Origin of the sequence: Hungatella sp. SB206 (assembly GCF_051132295.1) — a bacterium.
Lineage (GTDB): Bacteria > Bacillota > Clostridia > Lachnospirales > Lachnospiraceae > Hungatella > Hungatella effluvii.
Map to the genome: position 1 here is coordinate 5,249,415 of NZ_CP096603.1, position 14,372 is coordinate 5,263,786.

The following is a 14,372-nucleotide window of genomic DNA, read 5'->3' on the forward strand; positions in this document are numbered from 1 at the left end:
CTAATCCTCCCATCTATCCAAGATGCCGGTTATTTCCTTACGAAGCGCCAGGAATTGTTTCGAAACCAAATTTCTGGGTCTGGGAAGATCGATGACATATTCCTTCTTTACTGTTGCAGGGCAATTGGTAAGAACAATAATTCGATCTGCAAGATACAGTGCTTCTTCAATATTATTGGTTACAAAAATAACCGTACGTTTCTCTGCGCTCCATATTCTCTGCAGTTCCTCCTGCATTAAATATCTGGTTTGCGCATCCAGCGCGCCAAACGGCTCATCCATCAGCATTACATCAGGCTCGTTGCAGTATGCTCTCGCGATGCCGACACGCTGCCTCATACCTCCGGAGAGCTGAACGGGATAGGAATTTTCAAAGCCCTGAAGCCCTACCAGGTCGATATATTTCTGCGCCCGTTTTTTCCGTTCTTCCTTATTCACTCCGGCTATTTTAGGTCCATATTCGACATTGCCCATGGTTGTCATCCAGGGAAAAAGTGAAATGGACTGAAACACCACTCCCCTGGAGACATCCGGCCGGTCAACCTTCTTGCCGGAAGCGGTTATGCTTCCCTCTGTGGCCGGTTCAAAACCGGCAATCATGTTGATAATGGTTGTTTTTCCGCACTGGCCGGGGCCAAAAAGGACCAGGAATTCATTTTCTCTGGCGGCAAAATTCAGCACGCGCACGACTTCGTGTTTCCCCTCCGGCGTATCAAATGTCTTACAGACGCCTTTGCATTCTATTACTGTATTTATCTTCCGCTCTTGTTCCATCGACACATCACCTCTTCAGCTTTACGCATAATATAAGCCAGTAAAAAACCAACAACGCCAATCATAATGATTCCGGCCAGAATCTGGGTCATATTGTTGTTATCCATACCGGCCTGAATAATCCATCCCAGGCCGTTCTCTGCCTTGATCATCTCGGCTGCCACCACACTTGCCCACGCAGACGATATTCCGACCTGAAGTCCTGCAAAAATAGCAGGAACCGATGCTGGAATTACGACAGTGGTAAAAATCTGACGTTCCTTTGCCCCAAGCATCCGGGCTGCATGAATCACTTCAGGATCGACATTCATGGCCCCAGTCATCGCATTCAATGTGGTATTGGCAAATGCCGCCAGGAAAATAAGGAATATTTTAGCTTCTTCTCCAAGTCCAAACCATATAATAGAAATCGGAATCCAGGCAATCGGAGGAATCGGACGTATAAATCTGAAAATCGGATTAAAAATTGCCCTGGCGAGGAGATATCTTCCCATCAGCAAGCCAAGTATTACACCGGCCAGAGATCCCAGGCAGAAGCCGATCAGTACTCGTCTCAGACTGCTCAGCATGTGAATGATAAGACTGTATTTGCCCACCACGCCGATACAGTACTCGAAGGTCGCCTTCAGCACCACTACGGGGTCCGGCAGAAGCTTCGACAAGTCTGTGTAATGCGTCACGAACCACCAGAGAAGCAAAAATGCTCCAATCGAAATAACCGCACATATGACTGATAATAATTTTTCTTTTGTATTTTCATTCATTCTGCATTCATTCCTTTCGCAACTTTTACTTCAAGCCAGTGCAGAATTGTATCGAATAGTAATCCGACAATTCCGATCATGATCATACCGACAAATACAAGCGCCGGTTTTGAAGCGTACCTGCCCTGCTGAATCATATATCCGAGGCCTACGGAGGAGGCAAGGAGTTCAGCCGCAACGAGAGCCATCCAGGCCGCTCCCATCGCCACTCTCAGCCCGGTAAAGATCATCGGCAGTGCAGTGGGAATCGCTATTTTAAATAACTTTTGCAAATTTGAAAATCCGAAGACATCTCCAACCCAGAGATGTTCCTGTTTCGTCTGTTTAATTCCGGTGTAGCTGTTTACGATGCATGCAACCGAGGTGCTGAGAAAAATAACAGCGGCCTTTGGTAAAATGCCGATACCGAAAAGTAGAATAAACATCGGAATCCAGGCAAGGCCCGGAACCGGCCGGATTAAGTCAAACAGCGGTCTTGCAAGACGGTCTACCCACTTAAACCAGGCCATCATGATCCCCATCGGAACCCCGAACAGCACTCCCAGAGAGTATCCGAACAGCGCTACTTTCAGGCTTCCCATCAGATGGGTCGGAAGCGTCGCCCCATCCGGTACTTTCGAAGTCATTTTCTGCACAAATGTTTTGGCAACAGTGAGCGGTCCTGGAAAGACGGTTTCCTGTTTTAAATGCAGAACATTAATGCAGACATACCAGGCTGCCAGCACGAACAGAACCGTGCAGCAGGAAATAATTGTATATTTGCTGATTTTCTTCTTCGTTTTCATTGAACTTTCTCCATTTTAAATCAATCGTATTACTTCTCAAGTTTCTGCGGTTTTATCCCGTCAGTACTCCATCGGCTCTGCCGATATTACAAAGAAATCCCGGCCCTTTTAATGTAAGATTTAGTTATCGCAAAAATATTACAAAACAAAAGGACCGGGATTCTCAATAATTATTTCCGCGAGCAGCGGGCTGCCTGACTACTCAGCTGCCGCCCACTTTTTTATGGAAGTAATGAAGCTGTTATCAATACTTGCCTTTACATTAGTCACATCATCTTCTGTTACCTTTTCGTTGGTAAGAAGGAACTCTGCAGCGTAATTCATAAAGCTTCCCAGCAGATAGTCGCCGCTGTCCACCGTATCCAGAGTAAAATAGCTCTTAAGACTGCACTCATCGATGACATCCTGCTCTTTATAATCAAGCCCCTCATCTACATACCATTTATAAGCTACCGCAACTCTGTTATCCTGATTGTTTAACATATCCTGACATGCTTTATAGTAGCAGTACAGGAAAAGCTCCACATCCTCCGGGCGCTCCTCGGCCACCTCATTCTGGCAATAAACCGCGTCAATAATATCCTGGGGCGACACCTGTGTAAAATCAGAGACCTGTACATAACCATCTGCTGCAAGAATAGCGGCATAAGTAGGATTCACCGCAATTAAATTGCCCTGACCGGATTCAAATGCAGCCAGTGCAGAGGAGTAATCCAGGTTCGTAAAGGTAAAGGAATTTGCATCAATGCCGAAATACTGCATATATGCGATAGCGTTCATCTGAGCAGTTGTATTCATCGGCCCAAGGATAACCGCATCTTTTAATGCATCTGCACTTCCATAGACACCATTCGCATCTGCGCCGGCCTTGTAGATCGCATCATCCGGGCGGCCGTAAAGCGTCTCACCGCTGATCGTCAGACATCCGTCCCCGATATACTTATACATGCCGGTAGACAGAGCATATACAGAAGCCATACCGGATACGGCAATATCACATTCGTCGGCTGCCATCGCTTCATTGACGAGGGTCCCCTGAGAACCAAAGTTTACGATTTCAACATCAAGTCCTACCTCTTCATAATATCCTTCCGCATAGGCATACCATGCTGGAAGTCCCACCCAGTTTGCCAGAGTGCCGATCACCAGCTTCTCGCCTGACGCTTTCGGCATGACCGCCCCCGCAGTCTCCTCCGCTGACTCCTCTTTAGCCTCTGCTGTGGTTTCTTTTGCACTCTCAGCTGCGGCTGTGGTCTCCGCCGCCTTCTCTGTGGTCTTACTTGAACTGCCGGAACCGCAAGCTGTCATCGCCAGAACCATAGAAGCCGATAATGTTGCCGCCAATACTTTCTTTCCGAATCTAACCATTGTAATCCTCCCTCTCCTTTGGGTTTGTGTGAGTTTACGCATACGTATGCGTTTGTTGCATGGTTAAATTATAGCTCCCGGTAAAGTCATTGTCAATACCTTTATTCACTTTTGTTACAGTTAATACATTTTATTGTGATGTTTTATGCGAATAGCACAAAGAATTACCGTAGAGTAGTTCCCCTCAGTACGAGTTCCGGCCTGATCACAGTATGAATCGGTTCCTGGACACCATGAACAATCGCAGAGCGAAGCATCTCGCACCCCATGGAGGCGATTCTCTCATGGAACACATTCACAGTGGTAAGATCCGGCGCAATTTCAGCAATGATCGGCAGACCTCCAACGCCTGATATCTGCACGTCTTCCGGCACTTTTAGTCCCAAATCCCTGCATGCATTTAAAACGCCGAGGGCAACCGTATCATTGAATGCCAGGATCGCACATTTTCTCGATTTAATCGTCTCCTGATTATCGATGATGCATTCGTATGCGGACTTTACCGACAACTCGCTCTGCCATACAGCATCCTTATCCATAACAACGCCGCGTTCTTTCAGACCGCGTCTAAATCCGGCCAGTCTCGTTTTCGATTCCGCGGAGGTTTTTACGTTGATGTAAAAGCTTTTATATTCCTTATATTTTCCGAACAGTTTTCCGATCAGATATCCGCTGTATTCACAGTCTGAGAGGCAGCTGCCATAGGAGCCGGCCTTTTCTGCATGAAGCAGATAAACGCAGGGAACCTTATACTTTTTTATCAGTTCCAGGTCTTTTTTGCTGGATTCCATTCGAAAAATGATAAATCCGTCCACTTTCCCGATCTTAATCATTCTTTCAAAGGTGGAGAGACCATTCTGTTTTTCCCCATCATAGACGACCATCACATCATAATCATATTTACTCAGCTCCGCCTGCACCAGATCATATAAATGCGCAAGCCCAAGATTAGAGCTCATTCCGATAAAATGCTTCGGAAACAGGATCCCCACCGTGCCTGTGCGGTTTGTCTTTAGACTTCTCGCCTGACTGTTCAAAACGAAACCGTACTCCTCCGCTTTCTTCTGAATAAACTCGCGCCGCTCCACAGAAATCTGGCTGCTGTTGTTTAACGCTCTCGATATGGTGGACTGTGATACCCCTATAATTTCAGCGAATTCTTTTGATGTCACGTGATTGACCTCCTAATGATAATTTTTGATAGAATTATATCACTGTTTTACTATTTTTCATAGCCCTTTATGCATACGTATGAGTGTGTACACTCATACACTGCCTGCCACTATTGTATAGGCCTGTATTTGTTTCTGTGTATTTTACTAAGAGGGTGGAAGTAACGCTTTATACTATAGGCTTTTTTTAATCCATTCGGTCGAATACTCATCAGCTTTTGTTGGGTATTTATAATTCAGCTTACCTGCAACCTCCACAGCTACCAGTCTGAATAACTCCATGGTTGATGATAATGCTTTTTTAATGTCATTTTTTTCGTAATGAGCATAGCAATTCGATAGTTTTTGAATAATCCAATCCTCCGCCCATAGTTCGCCTCGCATTATTTTCTTTGCTGTCCAAATAGTATGATACCAAAAATCGTTTACTATATTGATAAATTCGTGTTCTGATAACAGCGAGTAAGGCAAATTTCCTATGGAGAACGTCGTCAACGTATGCTCAAGATCAATCTTGTCAACCAAAATGCGATAGCCTCGTTTTAATATATCAATCCCGCCATTCTTTACCGCATTTTCAAAATTTCCCTTTGAAAGAATAACGAAATCAACGTCCAGCGCATCGTCAAAAAGTATTCTTCTTTCTTTCGCACCACCAATCGTATTTTCAATAAAAGAAATATAGAAACACCCAATTTGCTCAAGCCATTGATTAGATTGCAGGAAAAGGTCGGGATTATCGACAATCATAATGACATCAAGATCAGAAAACTCGTCTGACGGGTTAAGCCCAAACGTCCCATAATTTATTAAAGCTCTTTATGCGCTCCAGGCGGGATTTTGAGGGATTTATCGGCGATTTTCTGTGCAGACGAATGTGGAATCTGCCCCTACTATTTTTTATGACTTCATTCTGTTTCCCGCTGCCCTCCAGCCAGGGGGCAATATATCCCTTACGTATGTACTGATAGAAATCGTCACTGTGAATATGAACCGCACAATCGTACGGTGATTTTTCAGCCAGCAACCTGGAGCTGCTGGACTTGCCTGTTCCACACGCCCCTGAAATAATCACAATTCTCGCTGCCATTCTATCCTCCGAATCAAAAATATAACCTTGTCCAATTGCGTTAAAATGAATGCCGTTGCATAAATCAAGTGTATCATAAACCCTATTCTTATTCAATTCATTATAATTCAGCAGCATCTCCATATTTTTTCTGGTTATAATACTTTTCCTTATAAGGAACCGCAAGGACTCAACAAAATGCTTTGCTGGCTATCGGTTTAGGATTATAGCAAAAAATCACCTATTTCTGACTTTCAATTAGAAATAAGTGATTTTCTGCGCGGTTGCTGCATTCTGCTTCGATCCTAACGGCTAACGCCTTTGGAAATTTTCCATTCCTCATACCATTCTGCTATAAGACAGTAAGTTTCCTTGCAAATCACTGCGATATCTTTTATGCACAAACCTCTCTCAAATAAATTTATGGCCGCTTCGCGGTGACCTTTCCTTATGCCAGCCTGCATCCCCTCTTCCCTGCTCGCTTCCTTCTCACTCGCTATATGCCTCTGCTCATCATACTCTGTCAGCAGCACCTCGAACACCTCCACTCTGTGTGATGACAAAAATTCCGCCAGTATTCCATCCCGGATGCAGGAATCGATCACTTCTCCGATTGCCTCCAAAAGATCTGCCCCTGCTTTCATCCATTCTCTGATTCGCGCCACGAATTCTGCATACTCCCTTAATGCAGAACACTGCTCCATCAGGCTTTTATTATGTCCCCGGTTAATGTTCACCATGACCGCTTTAAATTCCATACACGGTTCCAGTTCCGGATGAAGCGTGGAAAATGCATTGGATAACTTCAGTTCTACATTGTCCGGCTCTTCCTTCAAGCCATTGTAAAATACATAGAATTGAGGAATGGGAAGCGTAATCAAACGGCTTCCATACAGGTTCAGCCCCTTCTGCTCAATATACTTTCTGTATTCCTCTACGATATAAAACGCTCCCCGGACCGGCATGTTTGGATTCCATGTAGACCGGTGCTCCCACAGATTCAGAACGTCGTCAATTAAAAATGCGAGATCATTCTTCATTTTCATATAGATGACATCATCAAGCGTATGAATCTCCAAATCTTCAGGATTTGTATACTCGGAATGGCTGACAGCATTATACAGCGAAAGCAGCTCCTCTTTCCGGTTAAATACCATGCGAAATAATCTGTCTTTATACTTTTTATTAACTTTTACCACGTTTCTACCTCCATTATACTCAAATAGCTGGTACTTTACAATAGATTTTTACATTCATTCCATAGACAGACCACTCCTCCCGCTTTCTATTTCCAAACAATTGTGAATGCTTTGGCAGACTTGCCGTGATGCCATTAATATGGCATAAGATATCGTGACGCATAAGAAAATGCGTAACAAGAGTATAACATGGTTATTACAAAAAAACAATAAAAAACCGTATTTATCGACCACACAGTAACAGTTCCGCCACACACTCAAACGAAAGTTTTACTCCATACCAAAAAGGACCGACTGTATTTGAATGCCATTCACCCAAACACCGATCAGTCCTTTTTCGCTCATATAAATCAATCTATTTTCACACTCATTTTAAACCTTACAGCCGCCCTTACCGCTGTCCTGCACATAAACACCGTTCCAAACTGCGCCAGCGTCAACAGCAGCAGACTGAATATCTGGGCTTTTAAGGTTGCCCCCGACACCGTATTGATTAACGCGAACGCTCCAAGGCCGATACACCGCCCGGTCACCACGAATATCTCGTGAAACGCCAGAAGTTCCGGTGAAAAATCTTCGATCTCCTTCACACTCTGTGAAACATCGAAAAATGTGGTATAGCAGGATATTTCAATCATACCGGCCAGAAATGCATTTACCGCCGCAAACAGAATCACCATAACCGGATTCAAAAACCAGTAGCAGACAATGGTAATTCCAGTCAGTCCGGTAACGGCCAGAAGCATAAACCTGCGCCGGTTATCCGGCCGGAAGGTATGGCTCATGAACCAGAAGGACAGGATCGACACAAGCCCCGTCAGCAGAGAATTACACCCAATCAAAAACTCGCTCTTAATGAGCTGATACAGAATAATGTTCAGAATGAACATAAAGGTTCCTTCCCGAACTCCCTTTAAGGTCTCTCCCAGCAGTCCATAGAGAATCTGACGGTTCTCTCCCATCAGCCGGATAAATGCCCCATACCGCACATTTCTCTTTTCCTTTTTTACCTCCCCCGGCAGTTTAAATACAGCGGCCATAGCAAGAAACGCAATGGCAAAAGCCAGTACAAAGATTGCCACATACCCCTTCACGCCGCCGATCGCAGACAGAATGCTGCCTGCCAGAAACGGTACGGTTAAGTTCACTCCCGCGCTCAGTGTACTGATGATTCCCATTCCGCTGTCGCGGTTGGTGACATCCGTATAGTCCAGAATCATATGTCCATAGCTGATATAATAAAAGCCATCTGCCATTCCATTAAACAGCCCGAAAAGCATATAGCAGGTTCCCACATAAGGCTGAAACAGGATATAGCAGAGATAAAGGATATTATAACCAATGATTCCGACAGTGGCCGTCACACGGCATCCCGTCTTGTGCATAATCTGCGCCGAGACGGACATCGTCAGCGCACATGCCGCGAAGATCGCCCCATTATAAAACAGGGTGGAGTTTACATTTCCGGTCTGGTTCATCAGAAGGGTATTGATAAAAATAGCAGGAATCCTCGTAAATACCAGGAAAAGCGTATGTACCAGCAAAAACAGATAGTAATTATGGCTGAGCATCGTTCCCCCGAGAATGCACTTTACTTTCCATTTGATACCGCTTTTCCTATTTACCGTCTGTTCAGTCACATCTTCAACCTCACTTAACCTTTCCGGTTATTGACCGCTTACTATTGCCGCCCGGCGTAAATACGCCGGGCAGCACCAGTACTGCACTTACGCAACGCTGTACTAACTTTATTCACGAGGTTCCGTGACAACCAAAAACAGGCGTGCGCTTTTGGGCGCCAGGCTGACCGTTAAACAGTTCCCATTGACGGTAAATGAGGTCTCCTTCTTTTCCGGATAGATACAGAAGACTTCGGCTGCCGCACCGGATTTTCCTTCCAGAGGGATCTCAAATGATTTCTCCCCTTCACCGCCGGTTCTCCAAACTGCCAGATACTGTTTTCCGCCATTTATCAAACCATAGCTTATGTATTCGTCAGACATGGAGGCAAGACCGGTCGGCCAGCAGGGAATTCCTTCCCGGATATCTTCCCGAATCTTTTTATAGCAGGCGATACCCTCCCGCACATACTGCATGCGCTGCTCTCCGATCTGCCCTAAATAACCGCTCTGGTGAATGCGGAACAGCATGGCATTTACCATGTTAAAGATCGTCTCCTCCTCGGTTCCTTCCACCAGCGGATAGGACCAGATTGCCGCCTGCTCCGGGGCGCATGCCGTCGCACAGTTTGCCGCGATCGCCGCCATTTTGATGTAATCCGTCTGGTCGGTTACAGACTGGATGCTCTGGCGTGCCAGCATGGAATACTCCATTCTCATGCCGCCGCTGCTGCAGTTTTCAATAATCAGGTCGGGATACGCCTCGAAAATCTCATCCAGCCATCCCAAATACGCCCTGGTATGAGAAAGCAGTCCCTCTCCCGCTGAATCCGCATGGTAATCGGTTCCAACACCGGTATCAATATTGTAATCCATCTTGATATAGCCAACGCCGTATTCCTCTACCAGCCGTTTGATGACTCCGGTGGCATAGTCCCGCACCTCTTTATTTCTGAAGTCCAGCTGATACCTGCAGTGGTCAATGATGGGCCTGCCATTTCTCTGGAAAAACCAGTCCCTGCTGACTCTGGAGGCCATAGGACAGTTGATCCCCATCACCTCCAGCTCCAGCCATAGTCCCGGAACCATACCTTTATCCCGGATATAACGGATCACGTCCTCGATTCCTCCCGGAAAACGCCTGTCGCTGGGCAGCCACTCTCCGACTCCATCCCACCAGTGTCCGTCGGAATACCAGCCGCAGTCCACACAGAAATATTCGCAGCCAGATTCCGCGGCCGAATCGATCAGCGGCTTTAAGACCTCTGTGGTCGGATCACCCATCAGACAGTTCATATAATCGTTAAAGATGACCGGCAGCTTCTCGTTGTCCTCATTTTTCCTGCGGATTCTGCGCCTGTACTTCGTCAGCTCTGCGACTGCCTTCTGAAATTCTCCCTCTGCCGCCGATACCGTACACGGTACTGAGAAAAAGTGCTCATCCGGTTTTAAAAGCTTCAAAAATCCATTTTCCTGGTAAGTCGGCCCCCCCGCCTGGACATAAAGAGTTCCGCGGATATCGCTGACCTCCCAGTGCCACGACCCGCTCGTTTCGATCTGCCACATCAGGGACTGATCCAGCTCTGTATTATAGTAGCAGCCCATGGGCAGATGTTCCACACACGCCCAGCTTCCCGTATTGGAGACAGCGATCCGTTTCATGGAAAAGGAATTTACCGCGTCATATCCCAGTTCATTTAAGGTGTACTTTTTCCACTGGGCCTCGCCAAACCAGGTATTGTGCGGAATATAGAGAATTCCGTTTTTATCTCTCGCCCCCTTGGCCAGTTCCGTGAGCCCGGTTAAGGCAAACGAAGATACATACTCCAGCGCATACTCATCCTCAGAATGGTTTACGACCTCATTGACAAAATTGACAACAGAAATTCCGTCGTAGAACTGGATATGCGTAATCAGCTCCAGTCCTTTGTATTTCTGAATTACTTCCAGTTTTCTTCCGTAATCATTCCGGTAATCCCGGTGGTCCTCATACGTCATGAGCAGGGACGGGCTGCTGCCTGTATGCTTCAGACCATGGTGGTCATTCTGATTGAAACCGCTGGCCTGAAGCTCCGCCAGAGTGTACACAGAGACGTCGTCATCTCCAATCTCCATTTCCTGAGGATGAGAGGAAAAATGCAGCAGCCTGACCGCTTCTCCCTTTTTCAACCCCAGATTTAAGTAAATTCCATTTTCAGCAATGTTCATATCCAATTTTCTCCTTTACCCTTTAATACCGGTCTGCGCAATTCCTTCAATAAACTGCTTCTGGCACGCAATATATAACAGCAGCATGGGAACCGTAGCGATCACACTGCCTGCCATCAGTGCGCCCTTATTGTTGTTGCAGATTCCCTGCAGGACGGTCAGTCCGGGCGCCAGAGGCATCCGGTTTAAATCATTGTTGGCGATAAGCGGCCACATCAGGTCCTTCCATGCAAACAGGGCGGTAAAAATCGCCAGCGAAGCCAGGCTGGACCGGGTCACCGGCACCATGATCTTAGTAAACACCTGCCACGGATTACACCCGTCAATCACGGCAGCCTCCTCCAGCTCCTTCGGCAGCGCCATATACTGCTGGCGCAGAAGGAACGTGCCAAATGCGCTGACCAGTGCCGGGAATATCAGTGCAAATACCGTATTTAACAGCTTGATCTTCGATAACATCATATACTGAGGTACAATAAAAATCTGTCCCGGTACCATCATCTGCATCAATACCAGTGTGAACAGCAGCCTCTTAAACGGAAATTCCATCCTGGCAAATCCATATCCGGCCATACTGGAAAATATGACCGCGCAGATCACGCGCCCCAAAATCATCAGAATCGTATTCAGATACAGGCGCAGAAACGGAACTGCCTCCAGTGCCTGCTTATAATTTTCCAGATATCCGAAGCTCCCGGGAAGAATCTTCATGGGAATGGACATCTGCTCTCCAACCGTTTTGAAGGAAGATAAAATCATCCACAGGAACGGAAACAGCATCACAATACTGCCCAGAATCAGAAGGAGATGGGTTACCACGTGTTTTTTACTATTGTTTGCTTCCACTTTACTCCCCTCCTATTCGTAATGGACGATTTTCTTCTGCGCCACAAACTGAAGTCCGGTGAAAATCAGAATCAGACACAGTGCGACAATTGAAATTGCCGAGGCATACGGCTTATCCTGTACGACAAATGCCTGCCTGTAGTACTGGTACATAATTGTGCGGACCGAGTCCATGGCCTTTGACGTATTGGCGTTATAAAGCATATAAATCAAGTCAAACTGCGTCAGAGAGCCGATAAAGCCCGTTATCGTCAGGAAGAATACGCTGGGAGAAATGAGCGGGACGGTTATCTTAAACAGCTTCACAAAGCCACCCGCCCCGTCGATCTCCGCCGCCTCATAGTAGACTCTCGGCACATTAGTGATGGCCACGATCAGTATGATAATCTGCTGTCCCAGACCGCCCCATATGGCGATAATAATCACCGACATCAGCGCGTATTTCGGATCGTGCAGCCAGGAATGCGTCGCGCCGCCCAGACTCTTGATCACATAATTCAAAAAGCCGAATTCCGAGTTGTAAAGCCATGCCCATACCATGGTGACGGCCGCAGGCGCAGCCACCATGGGCGTAAAATAAATAACACGGTAAACGCTTCTTCCCCTGATCTCCTTGCTCATGAGCCATGCCAGAAGCAGGCTGATAAAGATACCTCCCGGTACGGAAACAGCGGAGAAAATAAGCGTATTTCTAAGTCCGATCCAGACCTCCCGGTCCTTTAGGACCCGTGTGAAATTATTCAGGCCGCTGAACACATACTCTTCAAAGCCTGTGCTGGCCGAAAAGCTCAGCAGAAGTGTTTTAAAGATCGGATAGATGTTGAGAATCAGCAACCCTATGATTGTCGGCGCAACAAAGAAGTAGCCCCATAGATAGTTTTTATATTTTCGTTTGTTCATCTTATCTCTCCCTGGGAAAGAAAGGGCTGCTAAAAACTCGCAGCAGCCCCCTGGTTCACGGATTCCTGTTATTTCTTCTCCGTTGCCAGAATTTCATTGATCTCTTTCGCAGCCTGGGTAAATGCCTCTTCTACGCTCGCTTCCCCGTTAAATATTTTCGCCACGTAAGTATTCATGACCTCGGACCATTTTGTCTTGCTCTCCGTTCCTACAAACTGTACCCCGTAATCCATGCTCTTCAAAATAGCGCCGGTATCATATAAATCGTCATGTGCCTTTGCCCAGTCGGCATCTACCCCCGTAAATGCCGGAATGGCCGGGCCGTTAACAGAATCCAGCATCCCCTGTTTGGATCCTGCATAGGCAACAAACTTCTTTGCTGCTTCCATATTCTTACAGTCGCTGGGAACAGACAGCGCCAGGCCGTTCATCTGTGTGGCCTTGATGCCGGTAGGCCCTGCCGGAAGCTCTGTAATGGCAAACTTATCTTTTACAAGCTCATTTTCCGTGAAATAGCTCAGTTCCCAGTTGCCAAAGGTCTGCATGGCAACCGTTCCCGTTGCAAATAACTCAATATAGTTGACTTCCGCCATCATTTCATTGGAAGGTGAATAGTTGGCATTCATATTCATATACCACTCCATCGCCTCAATGGATTCCGGCTTGTCCAGCCCGGACTGGTGTGTTGTCTCGTCGATGATGCTGCCGCCGTTTTCATACAGGAAGTTTCCCCAGCCTTCCTGATCGTGATTGTATGCGGCAAATCCATAGACGCCCTTTTCCTTATCGGTCAGCTTCTTCGCGGCTTCCTCCACGTCGTTCCAGCTCCAGTCCGCGTTGGGATACTCTACGCCCGCTTTATCAAACAGCTCTTTATTGTATACGAGCACGACACAGTCCTTGTCCTTCGGCACTCCGTAATGGGCATCGCCGAATGTATACAGCTTCGTTACTCCCTCCGGATAATTATCGTAGCTGAAGGTATCATCGTACTGAGTTAAATCATCGAGCTGCGCCAGCTTGCCGCCGTTTACATACTTTGCGACTACGTTGGTATGCATGGTCACGATATCGGCCATATTTCCGCTGGTTGCCGCGGCCTCCAGTTTCGTCCAGTACTCCCCCCATGGGGTGATCTGTAAATCTACTTTGATATTCGGGTAAAGCTTCTGAAATCCGTCGATGGTATCCTGAATCTGCCCCCGCTGATTCTCATTCCATGTCACATAGGTGAGTGTAACTGCATCTCCCCTGCCGGCCGCTGCCCCCGCCGCTGCCTCTGTCGCTGCCCCCGCTGCCGCCTCGCTGGTCTTCTCTGCAGTTGTACTGCCGCTTCCCCCTGACCCGCATGCGCATAAGGATACCACCATTGCCGCTGCAACAAAAAGTCCTGCCAAATTTTTCTTCATAGTAACTGCCCTCCAATTTTTTTATTTATTACCGCGGTCAACGAGCCAGTCAGACATGCCCACATGTCCATCCAACGGCGGCCGCGAGAGTCAGAATCCCCGCTTCAAACGGGTGATTGACTACTTTGGTTCACTGCTTTACATGTATTAATATACACGGATTTCATAGATGTTTCTACCGTTTAAAATAAGGTCTTTTTTTATTAAGAAGCTATTATTTATTACATTTTTTTGACAGTGGGGATTTTATGCGGTAGGA

At 46.7% G+C, this 14,372-nt stretch carries 13 protein-coding genes; all 13 read right to left on the bottom strand.

Translation table 11 applies throughout. The features are described from left to right. The gene (locus tag M1L66_RS23395; protein ID WP_187024135.1) at positions 1-774 is read right to left on the bottom strand and encodes an ABC transporter ATP-binding protein; all 774 of its coding nucleotides are present in this window, start codon (positions 772-774) and stop codon (positions 1-3) included. Beyond that, positions 753-1,538 (bottom strand): ABC transporter permease, encoded by a 786-nt coding sequence (locus M1L66_RS23400; RefSeq protein ID WP_002602763.1) that lies wholly within the window; start codon positions 1,536-1,538, stop codon positions 753-755. Before M1L66_RS23400 ends, M1L66_RS23395 begins: the two co-directional genes overlap by 22 nt. Continuing rightward, the gene (locus M1L66_RS23405) at positions 1,535-2,323 is read right to left on the bottom strand and encodes an ABC transporter permease (protein ID WP_002602762.1); all 789 of its coding nucleotides are present in this window, start codon (positions 2,321-2,323) and stop codon (positions 1,535-1,537) included. The genes M1L66_RS23400 and M1L66_RS23405 overlap by 4 nt, the downstream gene beginning before the upstream one ends. A gap of 198 nt (positions 2,324-2,521) precedes the next feature. After that, on the bottom strand, positions 2,522-3,691 hold the full coding sequence (locus M1L66_RS23410) for an ABC transporter substrate-binding protein (protein WP_187024134.1): 1,170 nt from the start codon (positions 3,689-3,691) through the stop codon (positions 2,522-2,524). Positions 3,692-3,855: 164 nt separating this feature from the next. Then, on the bottom strand, positions 3,856-4,863 hold the full coding sequence (locus tag M1L66_RS23415) for a LacI family DNA-binding transcriptional regulator (RefSeq protein ID WP_187024133.1): 1,008 nt from the start codon (positions 4,861-4,863) through the stop codon (positions 3,856-3,858). Between the two features lie 174 nt (positions 4,864-5,037). Then, positions 5,038-5,613, bottom strand: a complete 576-nt coding sequence (locus tag M1L66_RS23420; protein ID WP_434688546.1) for an aminoglycoside 6-adenylyltransferase — start codon at positions 5,611-5,613, stop codon at positions 5,038-5,040. Positions 5,614-5,647: 34 nt separating this feature from the next. Continuing rightward, entirely contained in the window at positions 5,648-6,076 is a 429-nt protein-coding gene (locus tag M1L66_RS23425; RefSeq protein ID WP_434688548.1) for a zeta toxin family protein, read from the bottom strand. A gap of 161 nt (positions 6,077-6,237) precedes the next feature. Then, positions 6,238-7,131, bottom strand: a complete 894-nt coding sequence (locus M1L66_RS23430; RefSeq protein ID WP_434688550.1) for a hypothetical protein — start codon at positions 7,129-7,131, stop codon at positions 6,238-6,240. Between the two features lie 350 nt (positions 7,132-7,481). Then, complete coding sequence (locus tag M1L66_RS23435) at positions 7,482-8,771, bottom strand: MFS transporter (RefSeq protein ID WP_434688552.1); 1,290 nt, start codon at positions 8,769-8,771, stop codon at positions 7,482-7,484. A gap of 108 nt (positions 8,772-8,879) precedes the next feature. After that, a complete protein-coding gene (locus M1L66_RS23440) occupies positions 8,880-10,958 on the bottom strand; it encodes a glycoside hydrolase family 36 protein (protein WP_434688554.1) in 2,079 nt (692 codons plus the stop codon). A 15-nt stretch (positions 10,959-10,973) separates the two neighbouring features. After that, entirely contained in the window at positions 10,974-11,804 is an 831-nt protein-coding gene (locus M1L66_RS23445; RefSeq protein WP_002602755.1) for a carbohydrate ABC transporter permease, read from the bottom strand. Between the two features lie 12 nt (positions 11,805-11,816). Then, on the bottom strand, positions 11,817-12,704 hold the full coding sequence (locus M1L66_RS23450) for a carbohydrate ABC transporter permease (RefSeq protein WP_002602754.1): 888 nt from the start codon (positions 12,702-12,704) through the stop codon (positions 11,817-11,819). A 68-nt stretch (positions 12,705-12,772) separates the two neighbouring features. Further along, on the bottom strand, positions 12,773-14,113 hold the full coding sequence (locus tag M1L66_RS23455; RefSeq protein WP_434688557.1) for an ABC transporter substrate-binding protein: 1,341 nt from the start codon (positions 14,111-14,113) through the stop codon (positions 12,773-12,775). Positions 14,114-14,372: the final 259 nt, after the last annotated feature.